This window comes from Polaribacter sp. (genome assembly GCF_039939415.1).
Lineage (GTDB): Bacteria > Bacteroidota > Bacteroidia > Flavobacteriales > Flavobacteriaceae > Polaribacter.
Genome location: NZ_JBDVJE010000048.1, coordinates 1 through 22,869 on the forward strand (window position 1 = coordinate 1; position 22,869 = coordinate 22,869).

23 protein-coding genes are annotated in these 22,869 nt (G+C 28.3%); 13 read left to right on the forward strand and 10 right to left on the reverse strand.

Annotation, left to right across the window (positions count from 1 at the left end):
- Positions 1 to 170 precede the first annotated feature (170 nt).
- From ABJG40_RS07165 to ABJG40_RS07200, 8 genes are all read right to left on the reverse strand, one after another.
- Complete coding sequence (locus ABJG40_RS07165; RefSeq protein WP_348023896.1) at positions 171 to 1,217, reverse strand: VWA domain-containing protein; 1,047 nt, start codon at positions 1,215 to 1,217, stop codon at positions 171 to 173.
- A gap of 81 nt (positions 1,218 to 1,298) precedes the next feature.
- A complete protein-coding gene (locus ABJG40_RS07170) occupies positions 1,299 to 2,303 on the reverse strand; it encodes a VWA domain-containing protein (protein WP_348024120.1) in 1,005 nt (334 codons plus the stop codon).
- Positions 2,290 to 3,210, reverse strand: a complete 921-nt coding sequence (locus tag ABJG40_RS07175; protein ID WP_348023897.1) for a hypothetical protein — start codon at positions 3,208 to 3,210, stop codon at positions 2,290 to 2,292. The genes ABJG40_RS07170 and ABJG40_RS07175 overlap by 14 nt, the downstream gene beginning before the upstream one ends.
- A gap of 8 nt (positions 3,211 to 3,218) precedes the next feature.
- Positions 3,219 to 4,088, reverse strand: coding sequence for a DUF58 domain-containing protein (locus ABJG40_RS07180; protein WP_348023898.1), 870 nt, complete (start codon positions 4,086 to 4,088; stop codon positions 3,219 to 3,221).
- Between the two features lie 120 nt (positions 4,089 to 4,208).
- Positions 4,209 to 5,198 (reverse strand): MoxR family ATPase, encoded by a 990-nt coding sequence (locus ABJG40_RS07185; RefSeq protein WP_348023899.1) that lies wholly within the window; start codon positions 5,196 to 5,198, stop codon positions 4,209 to 4,211.
- 105 nt (positions 5,199 to 5,303) lie between these two features.
- Positions 5,304 to 6,080: a UDP-2,3-diacylglucosamine diphosphatase gene (locus tag ABJG40_RS07190; RefSeq protein ID WP_348023900.1), complete on the reverse strand. Its 777-nt coding sequence runs from the start codon at positions 6,078 to 6,080 to the stop codon at positions 5,304 to 5,306.
- A 71-nt stretch (positions 6,081 to 6,151) separates the two neighbouring features.
- Positions 6,152 to 8,065 (reverse strand): M1 family aminopeptidase, encoded by a 1,914-nt coding sequence (locus tag ABJG40_RS07195; protein WP_348023901.1) that lies wholly within the window; start codon positions 8,063 to 8,065, stop codon positions 6,152 to 6,154.
- 55 nt (positions 8,066 to 8,120) lie between these two features.
- Entirely contained in the window at positions 8,121 to 9,338 is a 1,218-nt protein-coding gene (locus ABJG40_RS07200; protein WP_348023902.1) for a choice-of-anchor B family protein, read from the reverse strand.
- A gap of 148 nt (positions 9,339 to 9,486) precedes the next feature.
- Between ABJG40_RS07200 and thiL the strand changes: the two genes are divergently transcribed.
- The gene (gene thiL / locus ABJG40_RS07205; RefSeq protein WP_348023903.1) at positions 9,487 to 10,536 is read left to right on the forward strand and encodes a thiamine-phosphate kinase; all 1,050 of its coding nucleotides are present in this window, start codon (positions 9,487 to 9,489) and stop codon (positions 10,534 to 10,536) included.
- A gap of 86 nt (positions 10,537 to 10,622) precedes the next feature.
- Here the strand turns inward: thiL and ABJG40_RS07210 are convergent, their stop codons facing one another.
- Positions 10,623 to 11,597 (reverse strand): acyl transferase, encoded by a 975-nt coding sequence (locus ABJG40_RS07210; protein ID WP_348023904.1) that lies wholly within the window; start codon positions 11,595 to 11,597, stop codon positions 10,623 to 10,625.
- 76 nt (positions 11,598 to 11,673) lie between these two features.
- On the opposite strand from ABJG40_RS07210, the gene ABJG40_RS07215 reads away from it, so the two are divergent.
- The 6 genes from ABJG40_RS07215 to ABJG40_RS07240 all read left to right on the forward strand — a co-directional run bounded on the left by ABJG40_RS07215 (position 11,674) and on the right by ABJG40_RS07240 (position 16,465).
- Positions 11,674 to 12,882: a serpin family protein gene (locus ABJG40_RS07215; RefSeq protein WP_348023905.1), complete on the forward strand. Its 1,209-nt coding sequence runs from the start codon at positions 11,674 to 11,676 to the stop codon at positions 12,880 to 12,882.
- 61 nt (positions 12,883 to 12,943) lie between these two features.
- A complete protein-coding gene (locus tag ABJG40_RS07220) occupies positions 12,944 to 13,642 on the forward strand; it encodes a hypothetical protein (protein WP_348023906.1) in 699 nt (232 codons plus the stop codon).
- 19 nt (positions 13,643 to 13,661) lie between these two features.
- The gene (locus ABJG40_RS07225) at positions 13,662 to 14,069 is read left to right on the forward strand and encodes a hypothetical protein (RefSeq protein ID WP_348023907.1); all 408 of its coding nucleotides are present in this window, start codon (positions 13,662 to 13,664) and stop codon (positions 14,067 to 14,069) included.
- Positions 14,070 to 14,115: 46 nt separating this feature from the next.
- Positions 14,116 to 14,619 (forward strand): RNA polymerase sigma factor, encoded by a 504-nt coding sequence (locus tag ABJG40_RS07230; RefSeq protein WP_348024121.1) that lies wholly within the window; start codon positions 14,116 to 14,118, stop codon positions 14,617 to 14,619.
- Positions 14,619 to 15,956, forward strand: coding sequence for a hypothetical protein (locus ABJG40_RS07235; protein ID WP_348023908.1), 1,338 nt, complete (start codon positions 14,619 to 14,621; stop codon positions 15,954 to 15,956). The genes ABJG40_RS07230 and ABJG40_RS07235 overlap by 1 nt, the downstream gene beginning before the upstream one ends.
- Positions 15,957 to 16,120: 164 nt before the next feature.
- On the forward strand, positions 16,121 to 16,465 hold the full coding sequence (locus tag ABJG40_RS07240) for a hypothetical protein (RefSeq protein WP_348023909.1): 345 nt from the start codon (positions 16,121 to 16,123) through the stop codon (positions 16,463 to 16,465).
- Here the strand turns inward: ABJG40_RS07240 and ABJG40_RS07245 are convergent.
- A complete protein-coding gene (locus ABJG40_RS07245; protein WP_348023910.1) occupies positions 16,453 to 17,511 on the reverse strand; it encodes an isoaspartyl peptidase/L-asparaginase in 1,059 nt (352 codons plus the stop codon). The two genes, ABJG40_RS07240 and ABJG40_RS07245, sit on opposite strands and share 13 nt — an antisense overlap.
- Before the next feature lie 111 nt (positions 17,512 to 17,622).
- On the opposite strand from ABJG40_RS07245, the gene ABJG40_RS07250 reads away from it, so the two are divergent.
- The 6 genes from ABJG40_RS07250 to ABJG40_RS07275 all read left to right on the forward strand — a co-directional run bounded on the left by ABJG40_RS07250 (position 17,623) and on the right by ABJG40_RS07275 (position 22,795).
- Positions 17,623 to 19,164, forward strand: coding sequence for an aldehyde dehydrogenase family protein (locus ABJG40_RS07250; RefSeq protein WP_348023911.1), 1,542 nt, complete (start codon positions 17,623 to 17,625; stop codon positions 19,162 to 19,164).
- A 123-nt stretch (positions 19,165 to 19,287) separates the two neighbouring features.
- Positions 19,288 to 19,851 carry a TetR/AcrR family transcriptional regulator gene (locus ABJG40_RS07255; protein ID WP_348023912.1) on the forward strand — a complete coding sequence of 188 codons (564 nt, stop codon included), beginning with the start codon at positions 19,288 to 19,290 and terminating at the stop codon, positions 19,849 to 19,851.
- 67 nt (positions 19,852 to 19,918) lie between these two features.
- Positions 19,919 to 20,467, forward strand: coding sequence for a carboxymuconolactone decarboxylase family protein (locus ABJG40_RS07260; protein ID WP_348023913.1), 549 nt, complete (start codon positions 19,919 to 19,921; stop codon positions 20,465 to 20,467).
- Between the two features lie 86 nt (positions 20,468 to 20,553).
- A complete protein-coding gene (locus tag ABJG40_RS07265) occupies positions 20,554 to 21,243 on the forward strand; it encodes a haloacid dehalogenase type II (protein ID WP_348023914.1) in 690 nt (229 codons plus the stop codon).
- Between the two features lie 15 nt (positions 21,244 to 21,258).
- Complete coding sequence (locus tag ABJG40_RS07270) at positions 21,259 to 21,906, forward strand: DsbA family oxidoreductase (RefSeq protein WP_348023915.1); 648 nt, start codon at positions 21,259 to 21,261, stop codon at positions 21,904 to 21,906.
- A 58-nt stretch (positions 21,907 to 21,964) separates the two neighbouring features.
- Positions 21,965 to 22,795 (forward strand): hypothetical protein, encoded by an 831-nt coding sequence (locus ABJG40_RS07275; protein WP_348023916.1) that lies wholly within the window; start codon positions 21,965 to 21,967, stop codon positions 22,793 to 22,795.
- The last annotated feature ends 74 nt before the right edge of the window (positions 22,796 to 22,869 follow it).

The window sequence follows — 22,869 nt, forward strand, 5'->3', positions numbered from 1 at the left end:
GATAAGCAACAGACGCATCTGTAAATTGCTTTTTTTGATACAATTCATTTCCACTACGTAATAATTTTCTAGCTTTTCTTTGTAAAGCGATAGAATCTTTTTGTGCTAATATTTCTTTTGATGAAAAAAGCATCAAGAAAACGATAAGAATGTATTTAAAGTTCTTCATGTTATTTTTTGGTGTTTTCTTCGTTAAACAAATCAACTTTTGTTAACCATTTTGTTTTCTTTTCAAATAAGAAAATATCAATAATTAAGAATAATAATCCAATTGCTATAAACCATTGAAATTGGTCTTTGTAATCAGAGAATTGTTTTGTCTCAAATTCGTTTTTTTCTGCATTTGCAATAATATCTGCAATCACTTTTACAGGTCTTTCTGTAACATTACCATCAATATATTGTCCATCAGCAGCATCTGCAATACCTTGTAAAACTTCTGGTTTACGTTTTGTAATTACAGTTTCTCCTTTTCTATCTTTTTTATAGCCAATTATAGAGCCATTTAAACGCATAGGAATTGGACCTCCATTTTCTGTACCAACTCCAATAGTATAAATCTTTACACCTTCGTTTGTTAAAGTTTGAGCAACTTGTTTTGTTTCTTCTTGATGATCTTCTCCATCAGAAATAATAATTAAAAAACGATTGGTTTGCTCATCGTTATTATAATAGGTTTTTGCCAATTCTAAGGCTCCATTAATATCTGTTCCTTGACTAGAAACCATATCTGGATTTGCATTTTGCAAAAACATATTTGCAGCAGCATGATCTGTTGTAATTGGTAAAAGCGGATAAGAATTACCAGCGTAAATGATGATTCCAACTCTATCAGAACCCAATTTGTTAATAGTTTTAGAGATAATCTGTTTTGCTTTTTCTAACCTATTTGGCGCAATATCTTCGGCCAACATACTTTTAGAAACATCTAAAGCAAAAACAACATCTACACCTTCTCTTTTTACTGTTTTTAGTTTGGTTCCCATTTTTGGATTTACCAATGAAATAATTAAAAAAGTGATTCCTAAAAGTAAAATTATCAACTTTAAAACAGATTTAAATATTGATGAATTTGGCGCTAACCTTTTCAATAAATTTAAATCAGAAAATTTCTTTTGGGTTCTTTTTTTCCACCATAAAACCAACAAGAAAATAACAATCATTGCAGGAATGATTATTAAAAAGGTAAAATAAATTGGTTCTTCTATCTTATACATTTGAAAACGTGTAATTGTTTAATTGTGTAAACTTTTAATTGTTCTTTAATTGCGATTTTCTTAAAGGATTTACACAACAATTTATATAAAACTTTTAAATATTGTATTTCTTAAAACAAATTCTAATAATAAGAATCCTAATGCTAAAAAGACAAAAATTCTATATTTTTCTTGATAATTATAGTATTTAAACTCTTCAATTTTTGTTTTTTCTAGCTTGTCAATTTCATCATAAATTTCTTTTAATGATGTGTTATCTGTTGCTCTAAAATATTTTCCATCAGTTTCAGAAGCTATTTCTTCTAATAACTTTTCATCAATCTCTACTTGCTGTTTTCTAAACTGTAATTTACCAGTTCTTGGATCTCTACTCCAAGGAAAATCTGCCATTCCATTGGTTCCAATTCCAATAGTGTATGTTTTTATTTCTAATTCTTTTGCTAATTCTGTTGCAGTTCTTGGATCTATGTTACCAGAATTATTTACACCATCTGTTAAAAGAATAATTACTTTACTTTTTGCATTACTTTCTTTTAGTCTATTTACTGCAGAACCTAATCCCATTCCTATGGCAGTTCCTCCTTCTAATTGTCCCCATTTCAATTCAGAAATAGTTCGTTTTACAATTCCTTTATCACTTGTAATTGGTGTTTGTGTAAAGCTCTCTCCTGCATAAACTACAATTCCTATTCTATCATTTGGCCTTCTATCAACAAAATCTACAGCTACTTTTTTAAGAGCTTCTAAACGGTTTGGCTTTAAATCTCTAGCCAACATACTTGCAGAAACATCAATAGCCATAACAATATCTATACCTCTGTTTGTTTTTGTTTTTTTACTTACAGAAACGTTTCTTGGTCTTGCCAAAGCAACAATAATTGCTGCTAATGCTAATAACCTTAGTAAATATAAAACTGGTTTTAACTTAGATATAAGTGAATCTGTTTTGAAACCTTTTACACTTGGCATTGTTAAGACAGCAGTGTCTTTTTTGCGCATAAAAAAATACCAAATTGCTAATAATGGAATTAAAATTAGCAACCACAAAAACTCAGGATTATGAAATTCAAAATTACTCCAATTCATCATTTTCTTCAATAATTGGTTTAGGTTTTAAATTACTCACAATGTCTTGTGCGTCTTTTCTATCTTCTTCTATTTCTAAAGCCAAAGGTTTAGATTTTGCAAATTTTACCAAATCTGCTTCTTGTAATAAATCTTTTAGTTTTTTGATTGTATCTTCTGATGTTAAAATTGTTTCTGATTTTTTAAAATCTTTTAACATGTCTAAAACTTCGTCAGTAGTTTTTTCTAAAGCAGGTACTTTTAGTTCTCGCTCAATATAACCACGAACAATTTCTGTTAATTCAGAATAATATTCTTTTACTTTATTGTTTTGCCACAATAATTTTTCATCTAACTCATTCAGTTTAAAAATAGCTTCTTCATAAGGAGGCAAAGCTCTGTAAGTTTGTTCTTCTTCCTCTTCTTTTCGTTTTCTGATGACAAACCAATAAATCCAGAAACCAATAATTGCCAATGCAGCTAAAAGAATGTAAATGTAGATTTTAAAATCGTCGAAAGTTAAAGGTTCACTTTTAATAGATTTAATAGGGAACTTCTTCACTTTTGTAGTGTCTACAGTAATTGTTGCTACATTTACTAACAAAGAATCTGTTAAAAAAGCTTGATTTTTTACAAAAATTTGTTGTTGCGGAATGTAAAATGCACCACTATCAAAACCTGTTAAAATATATTTTCTAACAAGCGAATTTTTTACGGTATCAACTTTGGTAGAATCTATAATTTCTAATCCTTTTAATTGTAATTTTTGTAGAATTACATTCTGAGTTTCATCAACAGAAATTTTTAAACTGAATTGCTCACCAATTCTAATATTGGTGGTGTCAATTTCTGCTTTTACCATTGATTCTTGTGCAAAACCAATAGTAGAAATAAATAAGAATAATATGTAGAATATTTGTTTTTTCATTTCAAAAACTATCTTCCTTTGTGTTTAAAATAACCTAATAATTTTTTTACGTAACTTTCATCAACTCTAGTGCTAATAGTACCTGCGCCACTTCTTTTAAACATATTTACATAATAGTCAGACAAACGTAAAGCATTTGCCTTGTAACTTGTTCTTACAGATTTTGATGAAGTGTTTATCAATTGAACAGTATCTGTTTCTGAATCTAACATGGGTACCATTCCTAAATTAGGAATTTCTTCATCATGTTTATCAAAAACTCTTATACCTGTTAAGTCGTGTTTTTTTGCTGCAATTTTCAAAGTTTTTTCGTAATCATCATCCATAAAATCAGATAACATAAAAACAATGGCTCTTTTTTTCATCACACTTGATAAAAATTTTAAAGCTACAGAAATGTCCGTTTTTTTACTTTTTGGTTTGAATTCAATTAATTCTCTAATGATTCTTAATACGTGACTTTTTCCTTTTTTAGGAGGAATAAAAAGCTCAATATCATCAGAAAATAAAATTAAACCAACTTTATCGTTATTTTGAGTTGCAGAAAACGCCAATGTTGCAGCAATTTCTGTAACGGTATCTTTTTTAAACTGCGTTGATGTTCCAAATAATTCAGATCCAGAAACATCTACCATTAACATCATTGTTAACTCACGTTCTTCTTCAAAAACCTTAATATAAGGTTCGTTATAACGTGCAGTAACATTCCAATCTATAGCTCTTACATCATCTCCAAATTGGTATTGACGTACTTCAGAAAAAGTCATACCTCGTCCTTTGAATGATGAATGATATTCACCTCCAAAAATATGATCAGACAAACGACGTGTCTTAATCTCTATTTTACGAACTTTTTTAAGTATTTCTTTAGTTTCCATTTTTTTAGTAAACAGTTTTCAGTCTCAGTTTGCAGTTATTAGCAAACTGTTGAGTTTTTACATTAGTATTTAGTATGAGTAAGCAACTGCAAACTGTTACTGAATACTACCAACTCATTTCTAAGGTACTTCAACTTCGTTGATAATAGAGTTAATAATGTCTACAGAAGTTACATTTTCTGCTTCAGCTTCATAGGTAATTCCTATTCTGTGACGTAAAACATCTGTAACTACAGCTCTAACATCTTCTGGTATTACATAACCTCTTCTTTTAATAAAAGCATAACATTTTGCTGCTTTTGCTAAATTGATACTTCCACGAGGTGAAGCTCCAAAATTGATTAAATCTTTTAATTGTGGTAAGTTATATTTCTCTGGATAACGCGTTGCAAAAATAATATCTAGAATGTATTTCTCAATTTTTTCATCCATGTAAACTTCATTTGCAACTTCTCTTGCTTTTATAATTTGGTCTATAGAAACAACAGGATTTACTTTTGCAAATCCGCCTGTTAAATTCTGACGCATAATCATTTGCTCATCTTGTAATTTTGGATAATCAATTACAACTTTTAGCATAAACCTATCTACTTGTGCTTCTGGTAAAGGATATGTTCCTTCTTGTTCTACCGGGTTTTGAGTAGCCATTACTAAAAAAGGTTCATCTAACTTAAAAGTTGTGTCTCCAATTGTAATCTGGCGTTCTTGCATTGCTTCTAATAAGGCAGATTGCACTTTGGCTGGCGCTCTGTTAATCTCATCTGCTAACACAAAATTTGCAAAAATTGGTCCTTTTTTAATTTCGAAATTATTTTTTTGCATGTTGTAAATCATAGTTCCAACAACATCTGCAGGTAATAAATCTGGAGTAAACTGAACTCTACTAAAACTACCTTGTACAGCTTTGGACAAAGTGTTAATTGCTAAGGTTTTTGCCAAACCAGGAACTCCTTCTAATAAAATATGTCCATTACCAAGTAAACCAATTAACAAACTTTCTATCATTTGTTTTTGACCTACAATAACTTTATTCATTTCAAGAGTAAGAATATCTATAAAGGCACTCTCTCTTTCTATTTTTTCATTAATAGCTCTTACATCTACATCCATTGTAATATTGTATTAGGTGTTAAATTTTACGAAAACAAAACTACAATTTTAACATTTTGCTTTTTGTTAAAAGTTGGTTAAAGATTTCGTAAGTTTTTGTTTAATTTAAAGGGAATTTTGATTGAATTTTAACAGTTTAAATTCAGATTTATTAAATTCTCCATAGGTAAAATATTGAATCCAATCTCCTAAGTTTATATAGGTACTATTTTCTTCTAGTTTTATTTCTAAAGGAAGATGTCTATGACCAAACACAAAATAATCGTAATATTGTTTTGTTAGTTTTTCTTTACAATAAATAACCAACCATTCATTTTCATCACCTAAATATTTTGCATCTTCATCACCAGAAATTAATTTATTTTTTACAGACATATAATGTCCTAAACGTACACCCAAATCTGGATGCAACCATTTAAACATCCATTTAAATAACGGAAAAGTAAATACTTTTTTCATGCGTTTATATCCATGATCTCCAGGGCCTAAACCATCTCCATGACCAATAAGAAATTTTTTATTGTTGATTAAAAATTCTTGTGGTTTATGATACACAGGAATATTTAATTCTTTTTCGAAATAATCATTCATCCATAAATCATGATTGCCTATAAAAAAATAGATTGGAATTCCTGAGTCTTTTATTTCTGCTAATTTTCCTAAAACTCTTACAAACCCTTTTGGAACAACAGTTTTGTACTCAAACCAAAAATCGAATAAATCTCCTAATAAAAAAATAGCTTCGGCATCTTTTTTTACTTCATTTAACCAAGCAACAAACTTTTTTTCACGAGGAAAACTAGCTTCTGGAGTAGGAGCACCCAAATGTTGGTCTGAAGCAAAATAGATTTTTTTATTTTCTGTAGTGTTTATAGAAATCAAAAGAATGAATTATTTTTATATCGGTAAAAATAGAAAAACTTATTTATAAAGGGTATTTATTTTACTACGGATTAGTTTTTAGCAATTTTTTTATAGAAATCTCCATAATCTGTAATTACTTTAATAAAATAAATTCCAGAACTAAGTTGGTTTAGGTTTATTTCTTTATTGGTAGATTTTAAAACTTCTTTACCTAAAGAATTGTAGATGCTTACTTTATTTAAAATAATATTTTCTGATGTTTTAATTGTTAAAACATCATTTATTGGATTTGGAAAAAGAGTAATGTTTTCTGATAAAAAAGTGTTGTTTTCTACACTTAAAGTAACATTATTGTTCTTTGAAATTAAATGAACATCAGGATCAATTTCTAAAGAACTGATGGTAAAATTCACATTTTCTACAAAGGTTTCATTATTACTTGTGTTGTCTATAACAATGTCTAAAATTTCTCCATTTGTTCCATGTAAACGAATAGGAACATTGGCTTCAAAAAAAGAAACAGAACTATGACTTTGAGTTTGATTTAATTCAATATTTATTGAAGTAGCAGTAGTTTGATTCCATTTTACATTATAAGTTGGATATCCTTGATTGTAAACCCAATCATTAAAAAACTCTTCTAAGTCTAAATTGCTTGTAGTTTCTAAATGTGCTATTAAATCAGGAGTTTTTGCATACCCATAAGCTAAATTAGAATCTGAAAGGTAATTTTTTAAACCTTTAAAAAAGTTAGTATTACCTAATTTTTTACGCAACATATGTAAAACCATTGCGCCTTTGTTATAAGATAATCTTCCGTTAAAAATTCTACCTACACTTATTGTATCAATATCAGAAAGATAAATGGCTCCATCAGTAGCAGAGGTTGTAGAATTAATTGTAGAATTCCTCCAACTTTTAAAGGCAGTTTCACCATCTAAATGTTCTACTGTTAATCCAGATAAATAGGTTGCAAAGCCTTCATTTAACCAAATGTCTTTCCAGCTTCCACAAGTAACTTTATTTCCAAACCATTGATGTGCCAACTCGTGAGCAATTAAACCTCTATTAAAATTCCCCATAAATGAAACAGTTGTGTGTTCCATTCCTCCTCCCCAACCAAATTGAGCATGACCATATTTTTCATTTTCAAAAGGATAATTACCAAACAAATCAATAAAATGATTCATAATATCAACAGTTACTTCTGTACTATTTTGAGCAGAAGTTAAATTTTCTGGATATACATAGTTTACTATTGGAAAAGGATTTCCGTTATTAGAAATGGTATGAGAATAGGTTTCGTAATTTGTAACTGCAATAGCAATTAAATATGCAGGAATAGGATATTGATGTTTAAAATGAGTCGTTTTTTGTCCTGCAGTTATTGTTGCACTTTGTTGTAATCCGTTAGAAACTGATGTGTATTGTTCTGGTGCAGTTATGTAAACATCAATTTCATCAATTTTATCATTCAAATCTTGCTTACAAGGCCACCAACCTAAAGCGCCATAAGGTTCAGAAAGTGTCCAGAGAATTGGAGTTCCATTATGATTGTTAAACTCAAAAGAACCAAAACCACTGCTTTTTGGGTTACCATTATAAGATATAGAAACTGATGTAGAATTTCCTTGATTTAAACTATTTTCAAGTGTAATTATTAATTCATCATTAGAGTTTTGTAAAAATGAAACTGAATTTTCGTTTTGAGATACTGAGGTTACAGTCATATTATCATCTAAATCGAAAGTAACAGTATTTAAATTATCTAAAGCAGTAAAAGTTGTTGTTACTTTTCCTTTAATATTTGTTACAGCAGGATCTACAGTAAACTCTAGTTTATGGTACGTAATATCGTAATTTGATGTGTTTGGGTTTGCTTTAAAATGAATTTTAGATTTAGCAGATTTAGCTTCTGCCTCAGCAATATTAATTATTTTTTGTGCAGTAGCTTTAGAAACACTGATTAAAAAAATAAAGAAAAGGAAGAAAAAACGAGTCATAAAAAAAGGTTAGTTGACCAAAATACTCCTTTTTTAGAAGAAAAATAAAAAATTATTATGTTTTACTTTTTCTAATTAGAAAGAATCCATTGTTTGTATCACTCACAATAATGTTTCCGCTTTCTAAATACGGATATACATTTACAACTCCTTTTGTTTCTGAATTATTGTTTTCTGTATAGGTGTCAAAAAAACCAATTTCAGTAAAAGATTTATTATCAATATTAGAAATATCTAGAATTCTTATTCCACTTGTGTAATTAGCTAAATAATAATTGGTTCCTTTTATGTACCCATTTTTATCTATAGCAGTTGTATTACCTGTGTAATTAAAATGATGAATAGGATTGTCTAAATCTGTAAAATCGTAAATAATTATATTGGTATTAGCGCTGTTATTTATTTCATCTAATTCATCACCAAAAATAAAATATTTAAAATCTTCAGTAAACCCATTTGGATGTGTTTTACCAATATTTGGATAAGTGAAAGAGGTTATTTTTACAGGGTTTTCTTTATCTGTAATATCTAAGATAACAACTTCATTATTGTTGCTACCAATTAAAATTTCTTTATCTGTATAATCTGTATCTGGTCCTTTATAAGTAATTACTTTAGTTTTATTACCATATGAATTGTTAGAATAACCACCAGCATCTTTTATTTTAGATGGATCATTTAAATTTAAAAAATGAATACCTCCACTAAAAGTATTTGTTCCTGAAACGTAAGCAAAATCAGTATTTTCATTAATAGAAATGTTGCTTGCATATTTAAAAAAAGTATAATCTCTATCTGATGTAAATTCTATTGGAGGAGTATTAATATTAAGTAATTTTTCTAAGTTTAAAGATTGAACTCCATGGTCTGGAGATTCACTTATAACATATACAAAAGATTGAAATGTTATAATATTTCTTATGCCATTTTCTTCACTATTTGTTTTTAAAGTTCCTACAATAACAGCATTTGCAGGATCTGTAATATTAATAAAAGTAACCCCTTTGTTGGTACAAATTAAAGCAAACTCTTTTTTAGAAGTAGCATGTGTCCATCCCCAAGAGTCACTTATAACTGTATCTGAACCACCAAATTCTTCTAAAGAAAAATGTGTTAATAAATCGTAGTCATTACAAGGATATTCTCCTGCTAAACCATTTTCACATTTTGCAATAGGATTAATGATTATTTGATTTTCTCTTTCAAAAACATCATTTTTTGTACAACTAAAAACCAATGTGATTAGTGTTATGAAAAATGTCTTTTTTATCATTTAATTACTTTTAGAATCTATTAAACGTTTTTAGTAAAATTATTATTGTAGTAGTTGTTCATCAAAAATACTATTTAAAATATAAAATAAATAAAGATAGGTGTTAAAGTAGTTCTGTGGTTTTTTAGAATGTACCTATCTTTGCAGCATGTTAGAAGATAAAAATACACAAAAAACATCGTTAGCGGAGTTAGGAGAGTTTGGTTTAATCAATCATATTACAAAATATTTTAAGGTAGAAAATGCATCAACAGTAAAAGCTGTAGGAGATGATGCAGCTGTTTTGCAAGCTTCAGAAAAACAAACTTTAGTAACAACAGATTTGTTGGTAGAAGGTGTGCATTTCGATTTAAGTTATATGCCTTTAAAGCATTTAGGATATAAAGCTGTAATGGTAAATTTATCTGATGTGTATGCAATGAATGGAGTTGCAGAACAAATTACGGTTTCTATTGCTGTTTCTAATCGGTTTTCTTTAGAAGCAATAGAAGAATTATATGCAGGAATTCAATTGGCTTGTAATACTTATAAAGTAGATTTAATTGGTGGAGATACAACATCTTCTACCAAAGGAATTTTAATTTCTGTTACAGCTATAGGTAAGGCAGAAAAAGAAGAAGTTGTGTATAGAAATGGCGCAAAAGAAACTGATTTAATTGTAGTTTCTGGAGATTTAGGTGCTGCTTATTTAGGATTACAAGTTTTAGAAAGAGAGAAACAAGTATTTAAAGTAGACCCAAATAATCAGCCAGATTTAGATAATTACACCTATTTAATTGAGCGTCAATTAAAACCAGAAGCTCGTAAAGATATTGCAGGATTGTTAAAAGAATTAGATGTAAAACCAACATCTATGATTGATATTTCTGATGGACTTTCATCAGAGCTTTTTCATATTTGTACACAAAGTAAAGTAGGCTGTAAGGTATATGAAGATAAATTACCCTTAGATCCTCAAGTAATTTCTACTTGTGAAGAGTTTGAGTTAGATTCTACAATGGTTGCTTTAAGTGGAGGTGAAGATTACGAACTTTTATTTACGGTACCAATTGCAGATTTTGATAAAATTAAAGGAAATCCAAATTTTTCTATTGTGGGTCATATTACTGCAGAAAGCCAAGGATTAAATTTAGTTACTAGAGCAAATCAAGAAATTGAGTTAAAAGCACAAGGTTGGAATGCATTGAAGAGCGAATAAAATCAGAAAATAATTAAATAATAAAAGCGAAAATTTTAAAATTTTCGCTTTTATTATTTATGAAGATTTTTTTGAGAAAGTTAAGTTTACAAAACCATCAAATTACAACCTCTAATATCAGAATTGTCAAAACGACCAACAATTTCAAATGTTCCGTTTTTGTGTACTTTTCCTAAATCTTGCGTAGCAATAAATGAGCATGAATTGTAATTGGCTAAATCAATTACATTTATTCCGCCATTTTTTTTAACTGGTTGAATTGTTAACGCATCTTCTGTATCTCTTATTAGAATTTTCATCCAAGGTGGTGTTTTAAAAATACCATTTCCATTAGAATATCCTTGGCTCAATAATTCTGTCATTCCATATTCTGAGTGAATTTTATCAACATTAAAACCATTTTTTAATAACTGATGTAATTCTTCACGAATCAATTCTTTCCTTCTTCCTTTCATACCACCAGTTTCCATAATTATAGTGTTTTTTAAGTTGAATTGTTGCAATTCTACCAAATCTAACAAAGCAAAAGAAACACCAATTAAAAGCACTTTTTGTCTTTTTTGGTCTAATTCTGTTAGTTTTTTAGCTAATTCTTCAATATTATTAAGATAAAACCCACTTTCTGAGTTTTTAGATTTTGTTATTAAATCATCCACCATAAAAACCAAAGAAGAACCTTTTCTTTCTAAATAATTTGGTAATAAAGCCAAAACAACATAGTCTTCTATGTTTCCATAAAAATGTGCAAATCCTTTTAAATAACTTTCTTTATATAGATTAATATCTGTAACAAAATGATTACTTGTTGTGCTGCCTGTTGTACCAGAACTCGTAAAAGTTTCTTGTACTTCATCTAAAGATGAAAGTACTTTTCTGCTCTTAAAAAACTGAATAGGTAAAAACGGAATTTCTTTAACGGTAGAAACATCAGAAGGATGAATGTATAATAAATCGCAAAAAGACCTGTATACTTTATTATTTTTAAATTGATGTTTAAAAACTTCTAAGGCTACTTGCTTAAAATCATTATCTGACTGTATGTTAAAAATAGATTCTTGCATATACTTTTGCAAAAATAGAATTATTTAACGCAACCTTTTTAAAATTTTTACATCTTGTAAGAAAAGAAGTCTATATATGAGAAAATATGTTTTAATAAAAGTGCTTTTTGTTGTTCTACTACAATCTTGTACTTCTAATACAGAAGAAATAACTCCTTTTAACACTATACCCAAAAGCGAGATTTTTATAGAAGCCAACAACAAGTTTGCATTTGATATTTTTAAAAACATTGCTACTACAGAAGCAAATGAAAACTTTATGATTTCTCCTGTAAGTTTATCTTTAGCGTTAGGTATGGTGTATAATGGATCAGAAAGTGAAACTAAAACAGCTTTTGAAAATACATTAAATTATACTGATTTTCTCCCTAATGAAATTAATGAAATAAATAGAGAAATAAGTGTGAATTTATCTGATAACTCTGTTGGCTCTATATTTGAAATTGCAAATTCTATTTGGATAGAAAAAACATTTTCTGTAAAAGAAGATTTCATCAACACAAATAAAAATTATTACAATGCTGATGTTAAAAATTTAGACTTTTCTGATGTTAATTCAGTTAATACTATAAATAATTGGGTGTCAGATAAAACACATCAAAAAATACCAACAATTATAGAAACGATTAGTCCAACAGATGCTATGTTTCTTATAAATGCTTTGTATTTTAAAAGTGATTGGAAATATAAATTTGAAGAAGAAAACACTAAAGAACTTCCTTTTTATGGCGAAAATAGCACAGAAAATGTAGAAATGATGAATCTTACTAATGATTTATCATTTTATGAAAACACTTCTTTTTCTGCTGTTAAACTACCTTATAAGAATGATAAATACACAATGACTGTTATACTTCCAAAAGAGAATAAAACAACAACAGATATTATAAATCTTTTAAATACTGATAATTGGAAAAGTTGGACTGAAAACTTTAAAAATCAAGCTATCAACTTAACAATTCCAAAATTTAAATCTTCTTATCAAAAAAAATTAAATGAAGGTCTAGTTGATTTAGGTTTAGAAAATGCATTCTCTGCAAATGCAAATTTTAATGGAATTAGCGATGTGTTTTTAAAAATATCTTATGTTTTACAAAAAACATTTATAGAAGTTAATGAAAAAGGAACAGAAGCTGCTGCTGTTACTATTGTTGCTATAGAAACTACTTCTACGCAACCAAATAAAGAAATAATAATAAATAAGCCTTTTTTGTACACAATTACAGAAAAAGAAACTGGTTCTATTTGCTTTATAGGAAAAATAGGAATGCCAGAAAATCAATAAAAAACATTATTTAACGCAACCTTTTTACCTTTTTTACATCTTTAAGAAAAGAAGTCTATATATGAAGTCAATTTTTAAATATCTAGTTGTTTTTGCAGTTGTTATGGTTTTTAGTAATTGCGAAACTAATGAGCCAATAATAGATTCAGAAAACTTATTATTAGGTTTTTGGGTAGAACCTGTTTATGATGGAGAAACCACTACCTTTAAAAGAGCAAATTCATTTTCAGACGAAAGTTATGGAATTTCATTTGCTCAAAATGGAGATTTTGTAGAACATACTTTTGGTTGGTGTGGTACACCACCTTTAACTTTTTTTAATATTGATGGGACTTTTGAATTAGAAAATACACTTATTAGTATATCTACACAAAGTTATCCAACAAATTATGCTTGGAGAATTCTATCACTTACAGAAAAAGAATTAGTAGTAAAAAGAGAATTAACAGAGCAAGAAATAGACCATAGAAACTTAATGGATTTGTTTGATGAAATACAAAATCTATCTTATAGTGTTTCTTGCACAGACTCAAGTGAGTGGTTATTTACAGCTTATGGTGCAAAAGCTTGTGGTGGCCCTCAAGGATATATTGCCTATTCTAATCAAATAGATACTGTTACATTTCTAAAAAAAGTAGCAACTTATTCTGAAGCAGAAAAAGATTTTAATTATAAATATGGTATAATTTCTACTTGTGATATTGCAAATGCGCCAAAATCTGTAGAATGCCAAAATGGATATCCAACACTTAAATATTAATTTAAAAAACTATTATAAAATGAAAAAAATTACGCTGCTTTTATTTGGATTACTTGTTTTCTATTCTTGTTTTAATAATGATATTGATACACCAAATTATCAATTTGAGTATTTACCAATTGATGAAGCTATAACTCCTGCAAGTTTTATTTTAGGCGAAATAGATACAATTAAAGTAAAATATACGTTACCAAATGGATGTTATTCTTTTGATCGTATTTATTATGAAACAAAAGATACTACAAGAATAGTTGCCATAACAGCATTTGTAGAATTAGATCAAAATTGTACAGACGCTTTAATACAAGAAGAAAAGAAGTTTGCTGTAAAAGCATCTCAAGAAGAAGATTATGTTTTTAAATTCTTTAAAGGAACAGATAGTAATGGAGATAATATTTTTGAGGAAGTAATAGTTCCTGTAAATTAGAAGCATCAAACTAGAAAAACTCATACAAGATTGTTGCAAACAAAAAATAGCAGCACAAACAGAGGTTTATCAACTTTATGCTGATAAACTTTTTGCTATTTGTTTAAAATATTCAAGTAATTATCAAGATGCAGAAGACAATTTACAAGATAGTTTTATTACCATTTTTAATAAAATTAAACAATACAAACATAAAGGTTCTTTTGAAGGTTGGTTAAAAAGAATTACTATAAATACAGTATTACAAAAATATAGAGCACAACCAAATTTACAAATTGTAGAAAAAGTTTCTACAATAGATGAAGTAGAAGAAATTAGTTTAGATAGTACCATTTTTAATGTTGATGTTTTGTTAGAGTTTATACAACAATTACCAGATAGATATAGGTTAGTTTTTAATTTATATGTGTTAGATAGTTATTCGCATAAAGAAATTGCAGCATTGTTAAAAATATCTGTAGGAACATCAAAATCTAATCTTTCTAGAGCTAGAAAAATTTTAAAAGAAAAGTTAGAAAATCATCAAAAAAATGAATTAAAAAATAATTAATGGATCAAAATAATTTAGATAAAATGTTTCAAAAACAACTTAAAAATTTGGAGGTAACTCCAAGTAAAAAAGTATGGAACAATATAGAATCTAAGCTTCAACATAAAAAAAGAAAAATTATTCCTATTTGGTGGTTTGTTAATGGAGGTATTGCAGCCCTATTTGTTTTAGGGTTGTTTTTGTTTCCGTTTTCAAACGAAGAAAATGATTTTAATAAAACAGATTCTAAAATTATTATAACAGAAAGTTCTATAGAAAAAGTTGAGGTAGAAACCAATATAAAAATAGATTCGACAATTTCTGTAGATAACTTTAAGAAAAAAGTAATTGTTGCAAATAAAAAAGTAAATACAAAACAAATTATAAAGAATAATTCTGAAAAGAAGAAGACATTAGTTAGCACAAAAAACGCTATGAAAAAGATTTTTTTAGCTGACAATTCTAAACTAGAAAAAATAGATTCTTCAAAAAAAGAACAGCAAAATGTAATAAAAAAAGAACAGATTTATTCTGATAAAACAACACCAGATAAGCAAGAGGATAAGGTTAATAATATTAATAAAACTAACATTAAGAAAGTAGATTTAAATAATTTAAAACAAAATAAAGACAGTGTTTTTTCTAACCATAAAGAAATAAAAAAATGGATGGTTGCTCCAGTTTTTGCAGTTTTAAATTCTAATTCATTTTCAAATTCTTCTCCAGTAGCTTCAAGTTTATCTAACTCTACAGAAGGTAAAAATTCTTTTTCTTATGGTTTTCAAATTGGTTATAAAATAAATGATAAATGGACGATTCAATCTGGTATTCATAAGCAAGAAATGAGTTATGTAAATAATAATATTACAGTTGTATCATCAATATCAAAAAACGTATCTTCTATATCGTTTAATAATGGAAGTTCTTTTTCTTTTGAGACAGCATCTAAAGAAAAATCAGATTTTGCTAGTAATTCTATATTAAACACACAAAGTTTGAATGGAAATCTAAATCAAAACTTTGGTTACATAGAAATTCCACTTGAAATTAAATATACTTTTTTAGATACAAATAAATTTAATTCGCAAATTGTTACGGGGTTTAGCTCTTTATTTTTAAATAAGAATGAAGTAAATTTAAGAACAACCTTTCTTACAAAATCTGGTAAAGCTACCAATTTAAACGCTATTAATTTTAGCGGAAATTTAGGGTTAGATTTTAATTATTCTTTACATAAAAATTGGTCTTTAAATTTAAACCCAATGTTTAAAGTGCAATTAAATACGTTTTATAAAAACGATAACGGATTTTCTCCATTTAACTTAGGTATTTACTCTGGAGTTAAATTTAATTTTTAACAATAATTCACCGATTATATTTGTTGTTTAAACGAAAAAATAAAGAAATTAAATATTAATCAATTAAATTTGCATCATCTTTAAATTAAGTATATGTTAATTTTAGGGCTGTAAAATACGATTAATATAATATTTTAATTATTTAATTACTTATAATATAAAAAATGACATTTTTAAAAACTGTATATAGAACATTTAGTGGAACAAAAGAAATTGTTGAACTTAAAAACAAAAAACATACACAATGGCTTATTTATAGAGATAATAAACCTGCTTATTTTGTAGATTTTTATGATTTAGAAAAAGAATCTAATGCTATGATGAATAGTTTAGTACTATGTAATAAAAGAACAATTGAAGAAACTTTAGAATTAATAAATAAAAAAAATAACGTAAACTTATCTATTCCTAAAATTTCTAGATTAGGGTATAAAAAGAAAATTAAATCAAAAGAAATAGAACTTAATTTAGGGCCAATACCAGAAGAATGGTTGTCTTATTCTTTGTAGATTTTTACTATTAATTGCCCTTTATCATTCATAGAAGCTCTGTACATCCCTGCTGTATTAAACTCAAAAGACATATTTCCGTTTTTATCTAAAGCTACAACACCACCTGTGCCTCCAAGTTTTGTTAATTTATTTTGAATAACATCTTTTGTTGCTTCTTTTAGTGTTTTTTGTTGATATTCCATCTGAGCAGAAATATCATAAGCAACTTGAGTTCTTATAAAATACTCTCCCCAACCTGTAGAAGAAACTCCACAGGTTAAATTATTTGCATATGTACCAGAACCTATTATAGGTGCATCTCCAATTCTTCCCCAACGTTTATTAGTCATCCCTCCAGTAGACGTTCCTGCTGCAATATTTCCTTCTTTATCTAAAGCTACACAACCTACAGTACCAAATTTTTCATTTTTAATATCTGCATCATAAAAAGCTGCTTTTTTATCATCATGGTCTAGTTCTGTTTTGTTTCTATTTTTAATTCTTTGAAGCGATTTAAAACGTCTTTCAGTATAAAAATAATTAGGATCAACAATTTCCAACCCTTTTTCTTTAGCAAAAACAGAAGCTCCTTTACCAGAAAGCATTACATGATCAGAATCTGTCATTACTTTAATAGCTAATTCAATAGGGCTTTTTACATTAGTAACACCAGCAACTGCACCAGCATTTAAAGTTTTTCCATCCATAAAAGAAGCATCTAATTCATTGGTTTCTTCATGTGTAAAAACAGCTCCTTTACCAGCATTAAATAATGGAGATTCTTCCATAACTTGTATCGTTCTCATTACTGCTGCTGTACTTGTTCCACCATTTTTTAAAATAGTATGTCCAACTTTTATGGCTTCTTCTAATTTAGCTTTATAAGCTGCCTCTTTTTCATCAGACATGTTTTTTTTCAAAATTGTACCTGCTCCACCATGAATTATAATAGCAAATTTACTTTTTTTTACATTTGATATATTCTGTTTTAAAGAAAATTCAGATTCATTTTTACATGATATCAGAACTAAAAATGAAGCAAGAATAAGAAAGAGTTTTTTCATGATATTTGTTTAAAATTAAACAATAAATAATGTTTTTGTTTAATTTAAGTATATATAAAATTATTCGTAATTTCGTTACTCGAATGTAAACAACAAAAACGGAACAACAAAATGATAGACTTTGGAATTAAAGAATCTTTACTGAAATTAGGTGTAAAAGATGTAAATGAAGGAACTTCTACAGGTTCAAATAATTTTTCGAATGGAGAAATTATTGAAAGTTTTTCTCCTGTTGATGGTAAGTTGATTGGTAAAGTAAAATCGACTACAAAAGAAGATTATGAAAAAGTGATGGAAACTGCCACTAAAGCGTTTTTATCATTTAGAAATATGCCTGCTCCACAAAGAGGAGAAATTGTTCGTCAATTTGGTAATAAATTAAGAGATTTAAAAGAACCTTTAGGAAAATTAGTTTCTTATGAAATGGGAAAATCTTTGCAAGAAGGTTATGGTGAAGTTCAAGAAATGATTGATATCTGTGACTTTGCTGTTGGGTTATCTCGTCAATTAAATGGGCAAACAATTCCGTCTGAAAGACCAGGACATGTTATGAGAGAACAATGGCATCCAATAGGAGTTGTTGGTATTATTTCTGCTTTTAATTTTCCTGTAGCAGTTTGGGCGTGGAACACTGCTTTAGCGTGGATTTGTGGTGATGTTTGTGTTTGGAAAGCTTCAGAAAAAGCACCTTTATGTGCTGTTGCTTGTCAAAATATTATTGCAGAAATTTTAAAAGAAAATAATTTACTAGAAGGAATTTCTTGTATTATTAACGGAGATTATAAAGTTGGAGAAATGATGACTTGTGATACTAGAATTCCATTAGTTTCTGCAACAGGTTCTACAAGAATGGGAAGAATTGTTGGTGCAACTGTTGCACAACGTTTTGGGAAATCTTTATTAGAATTAGGAGGTAACAATGCCATTATTATTACACCAACTGCAGACTTAAAAGTTGTGGTACCTGGTGCTGTTTTTGGAGCTGTTGGTACTTGTGGGCAAAGATGTACATCAACTAGAAGATTGATAATTCATGAATCTGTTTATGATAAAGTTAAAGATGCCATTGTTGGTGCTTACAAACAAATTAAAATAGGAAATCCATTAGATGAAAATAATCATGTTGGGCCGTTAATTGATTATGATGCTGTAAATACGTATTTAGCTGCAATAGAAAAAGCGAAAGCAGAAGGTGGAAATGTATTAGTGGAAGGTGGTGTTTTAGAAGGAGATGGTTATGAGTCTGGTTGTTATGTAAAACCAGCAATTGTTGAAGCAGAAAATCACTTTGAAATTGTTCAACATGAAACTTTTGCACCAATTTTATATTTAATGAAATATTCTGGAGAAGTTGAAAATGCCATTGAGAAACAAAATGGTGTTGCTCAAGGTTTATCATCAGCAATTATGACTAATGAAATGAAAGAAGCAGAGAAATTCTTGTCTTATGCAGGTTCAGATTGTGGAATTGCAAACGTAAATATTGGAACTTCTGGTGCAGAAATTGGTGGCGCTTTTGGTGGAGAAAAAGAAACAGGTGGAGGTAGAGAATCTGGTTCTGATGCTTGGAAAGTGTATATGAGAAGACAAACGAATACTGTAAATTATTCTGATGAATTGCCTTTAGCACAAGGCATAAAGTTTGATTTATAAAGACTTGTAATTTTAATTTACAATTTAAAAAGCTCGGAAAATTCCGGGCTTTTTTGATATTTATTGTTAAAATGCTTTGTTATTACTAACCGATTGTTTAGTTTTGTGATGTAATTATAAATAATGGCAAGAAAAAAACAATATATAGAAGAAGAGGTTATTGATAAAGCAATGAATTTGTTTTGGAAAAACGGTTATGAAAATACCTCAATGCAAATGCTTGAAAAAGAAATGGGCATCAATAAGTTTTCTATATATGCTAGTTTTGGAAATAAGCATGGAGTTTTTATAGAAAGCTTAAAAAGTTATAAGGCTAAAACAAAAACTATGTTTGATAAATTTAAAAATGCTACAGGTGGCGTTGAAGATATTAAACAATTTTTTTACGATTCTGTTGCTATTTGCCATAAAGAAGGAAATCAAAAAGGTTGTTTAGTTACAAATACCTATAATGAATTTTCAGAAAGCGAAGATGAAGTGGTAAATAACCAAATGACATCTTTTATGGATAATCTAAAAAAATTATTCATTGAAAAATTAAAAATGGATTCATCAAAAGATGAAGAAACTGTACTTAAAGAAGCTAACTTTTTAGTATTAGCAAAACATGGTTTAGCTGCTGCTAGTAGAGTTAATAACAAAAAAGAAATTGAAGATTATATAGAAATGACATTCAAAAATATTTAAACCTTTTTTTTAACAAATAACTAAACGATTGTTTAGATAAAAACACAATAAATTAAAAATTGAAATTATGACATCTTTAAAAATACACAACATCGAAACTGCTCCAGAAGGAAGCAAAGCATTATTAGAAAAATCATTAAAAGCTAACGGAATGATACCTGGATTACATGGAGTATTAGCAAATGCTCCAGAATTATTAGAGGCTTACCAAACAATACACAAATTGTTTACGCAATCTTCTTTTGATAAAGATGAATTAACAGTAGTATGGCAAACTATTAACGTTGAGCATGAATGTCATTATTGTGTTCCTGCACATACTGCAATAGCAAACATGATGAAAGTTGATCAAAGTATTACAGAAGCATTAAGAAATGAAACGCCTCTTGAAAACCAAAAATTAGAGGCATTACGTACAATGACTTTGCTTATAGTTCGTAATCGTGGTCATGTATCACAAGAAGAATTACAAGCTTTTTATGAAGCTGGTTATAAAGAGAAACAAGTTTTAGAAATCATTTTAGGGTTGTCTCAAAAAGTAATAAGTAATTATACAAACCATATTGCAAATACTCCTGTTGATGCTCCTTTTCAAAAATTTGCTTGGAAAAAATAAAATGTTACTCCTCAATAATTCAGATAAATAGTATTAAATTTTCCCTTTTAATGTGGAAGGTTTATTATAATAAAAATCTATTCTAAATGGAAACTAAAATCAGACCTAAAGTATTATTTTTTGATGTTAATGAGACGCTTCTAGATCTCACAAAAATGAAAAAAGAAGTTGGTGTTGCTTTAGGTGGAAATGAAGACCTATTGTCATTATGGTTTACTACGATGTTACAATATTCGTTAGTTGTTTCGGCAAGTGGACGCTATGAACCTTTTGGACATATTGGTGCAGCAGCTTTACAAATGGTAGCAGCAAATAATAACATTATAATCTCTGAAGAAGATGCTCGCAAAGTTATACTATCTGGGTTACGCGATTTACCTGCGCATCCAGAAGTAAAAGACGCTTTAACACTATTAAAGCAGGCTGGTTATAAATTAGTAGCATTAACAAACTCATCTAAAGAAGGGGTTACTAAACAATTTGAAAGTGCTGGCTTAACTAATTATTTTGATGAAAGACTTAGCGTTGAAACTGTTGCTAAATTTAAACCTTTTACTGATACATATAATTGGGCAGCAAATGAATTGGATGTAAAACCTAATGAATGTATGCTAATTGCAGCACATGGTTGGGATGTTGCAGGTGCACTTTGGGCTAGATGGAGAGCTGCTTTTATAAGTAGACCAGGACAACAGACTTTTCCTTTAGCTCCAAAAACTGAAATTGAGGTACCTAACTTAAAAAAAGCAGCTGATATTCTTGTTTCTTATAAATAGCAATAAAAAAATAAAATGAAAACAAAATTAAAAATAGATATCGTTTCTGATGTAGTTTGTCCTTGGTGTACCATTGGATACAAACGTTTAGAAAAAGCAATTACTGAACTTGGAATTGAAGATCAAATAGAAATTGAATGGCAACCTTTTGAGTTAAATCCTAATATGCCTGCAGAAGGTCAGAATGTAAATGAACATATTACTGAAAAATATGGTTCTACTCCTGAACAACAAAAAGCATCGAAACAAAATATGACAGAAGCTGGAGCAGAACTAGGTTTCAAATTTGATTATTTTGATGAAATGAGAATGGTAAATACTTTTGATGCACATGTTTTATTAGAATATGCTAAAGACTTTGGTAAACAAACCGAATTAAAAATGACATTAACAAAGGCATTTTTTAGCGATCGTAAAGATGTTTCTAAAAGAGCCGTTTTAAAACAAGCTTTATTAGATGTTGGTTTAAATGCTGAAGAAGGTTTATCTAAATTAGATAACGAAGAAGCTCGTTTTGAAATTAAAAGTAAAGAAAAGTATTGGCAAAATTTAGGTGTTAGTTCTGTACCAACAATTGTATTTAATAGACAAAGTGCAATTACTGGAGCCCAACCTGTAGATACTTTTAAAGAGGTTTTAATCGAAATAATTAATAAACAATAAATACACTAATCACAATCTCTATTTAAAATTAAAGCGGGATTATTAAATAAAAGAAAACATGCATTATTCAAAATTAATTATTGCAATTATTTTTAGTACGTTAATAATTTCTTGTGGAAATAAAAAGGAAAATAACGGAGTAACATCAAAAAAAATAGAAGTTAAAACACCTAAATTCAAAAACAAAGGGCATGAGTTAGTCTATAAAATGACTCAAAAAACAGGTCATTATCAAGACTTACTAAACTTGAAGGATATCGTTTTTAATTATACATATCGAACTCCTGATCAAAAAGAAGATGTATCTATAGAGTCTTATATTTTTGATGGTGAATTATCTCATGGAAGGTATTTGAAGCACCAAAGAACATTACCAAATTTAAAGGGAAAAATGGAACAAGGTTATAATGGAAAAGACTTTTGGTTAAAAATAGATGGAGAAGAAGTTACTGGCAGTAAAGCTATATCAAGTGTAAATTTTACTCGTAAGACTAATTTTTATTGGTTTGCAATGATGCAAAAATTATTAGATCCAGGTATTAATTATGAGTATTTAGGACAAAAAAATGTAGATAATAAAATATACGAGGTTGTGAAAATCACTTTTGATTTAATAAATGATGAAGCTTCAGATATTTATCAACTATATATTAATCCAAAAACAAACTTAGTAGATCAGTTTCTATTTACTGTAGTTTCTAAAAATGTTACAGACCCTATTTTAATGCGTGTAAAGTATGAAAATATAGAAGGCGTTTTATTAACTACGTATCGTAAATACACAAAGTCAGATTGGAATGCGAATGTAATTAAGGATGCTTGGGTAGAAGAAATTACGAAAGATATTAAGTTCAATCAGAATTTAGACAGTACCATGTTTAACAAATAAAATACAAGAATAAAGTATTTATAGCAACTACCATTTTTCCTTATTTATTAGGAGATGTAATTCTTTTATTTATG

Excerpts from the sequence above, each read along its gene's own strand:
- ABJG40_RS07235 (WP_348023908.1), top strand. The coding sequence starts at position 14,619 with ATGGATCAAAATAATTTAGATAAAATGTTTCAAAAACAACTTAAAAAT.
- ABJG40_RS07200 (WP_348023902.1), bottom strand. The coding sequence starts at position 9,338 with ATGATAAAAAAGACATTTTTCATAACACTAATCACATTGGTTTTTAGT.
- ABJG40_RS07270 (WP_348023915.1), top strand. The coding sequence starts at position 21,259 with ATGAAAACAAAATTAAAAATAGATATCGTTTCTGATGTAGTTTGTCCT.
- thiL (WP_348023903.1), top strand. The coding sequence starts at position 9,487 with ATGTTAGAAGATAAAAATACACAAAAAACATCGTTAGCGGAGTTAGGA.
- ABJG40_RS07210 (WP_348023904.1), bottom strand. The coding sequence starts at position 11,597 with ATGCAAGAATCTATTTTTAACATACAGTCAGATAATGATTTTAAGCAA.
- ABJG40_RS07220 (WP_348023906.1), top strand. The coding sequence starts at position 12,944 with ATGAAGTCAATTTTTAAATATCTAGTTGTTTTTGCAGTTGTTATGGTT.
- ABJG40_RS07225 (WP_348023907.1), top strand. The coding sequence starts at position 13,662 with ATGAAAAAAATTACGCTGCTTTTATTTGGATTACTTGTTTTCTATTCT.
- ABJG40_RS07250 (WP_348023911.1), top strand. The coding sequence starts at position 17,623 with ATGATAGACTTTGGAATTAAAGAATCTTTACTGAAATTAGGTGTAAAA.
- ABJG40_RS07255 (WP_348023912.1), top strand. The coding sequence starts at position 19,288 with ATGGCAAGAAAAAAACAATATATAGAAGAAGAGGTTATTGATAAAGCA.
- ABJG40_RS07215 (WP_348023905.1), top strand. The coding sequence starts at position 11,674 with ATGAGAAAATATGTTTTAATAAAAGTGCTTTTTGTTGTTCTACTACAA.
- ABJG40_RS07175 (WP_348023897.1), bottom strand. The coding sequence starts at position 3,210 with ATGAAAAAACAAATATTCTACATATTATTCTTATTTATTTCTACTATT.
- ABJG40_RS07240 (WP_348023909.1), top strand. The coding sequence starts at position 16,121 with ATGACATTTTTAAAAACTGTATATAGAACATTTAGTGGAACAAAAGAA.
- ABJG40_RS07260 (WP_348023913.1), top strand. The coding sequence starts at position 19,919 with ATGACATCTTTAAAAATACACAACATCGAAACTGCTCCAGAAGGAAGC.
- ABJG40_RS07165 (WP_348023896.1), bottom strand. The coding sequence starts at position 1,217 with ATGTATAAGATAGAAGAACCAATTTATTTTACCTTTTTAATAATCATT.
- ABJG40_RS07185 (WP_348023899.1), bottom strand. The coding sequence starts at position 5,198 with ATGGATGTAGATGTAAGAGCTATTAATGAAAAAATAGAAAGAGAGAGT.
- ABJG40_RS07275 (WP_348023916.1), top strand. The coding sequence starts at position 21,965 with ATGCATTATTCAAAATTAATTATTGCAATTATTTTTAGTACGTTAATA.
- ABJG40_RS07195 (WP_348023901.1), bottom strand. The coding sequence starts at position 8,065 with ATGACTCGTTTTTTCTTCCTTTTCTTTATTTTTTTAATCAGTGTTTCT.
- ABJG40_RS07265 (WP_348023914.1), top strand. The coding sequence starts at position 20,554 with ATGGAAACTAAAATCAGACCTAAAGTATTATTTTTTGATGTTAATGAG.
- ABJG40_RS07245 (WP_348023910.1), bottom strand. The coding sequence starts at position 17,511 with ATGAAAAAACTCTTTCTTATTCTTGCTTCATTTTTAGTTCTGATATCA.
- ABJG40_RS07180 (WP_348023898.1), bottom strand. The coding sequence starts at position 4,088 with ATGGAAACTAAAGAAATACTTAAAAAAGTTCGTAAAATAGAGATTAAG.
- ABJG40_RS07170 (WP_348024120.1), bottom strand. The coding sequence starts at position 2,303 with ATGAATTGGAGTAATTTTGAATTTCATAATCCTGAGTTTTTGTGGTTG.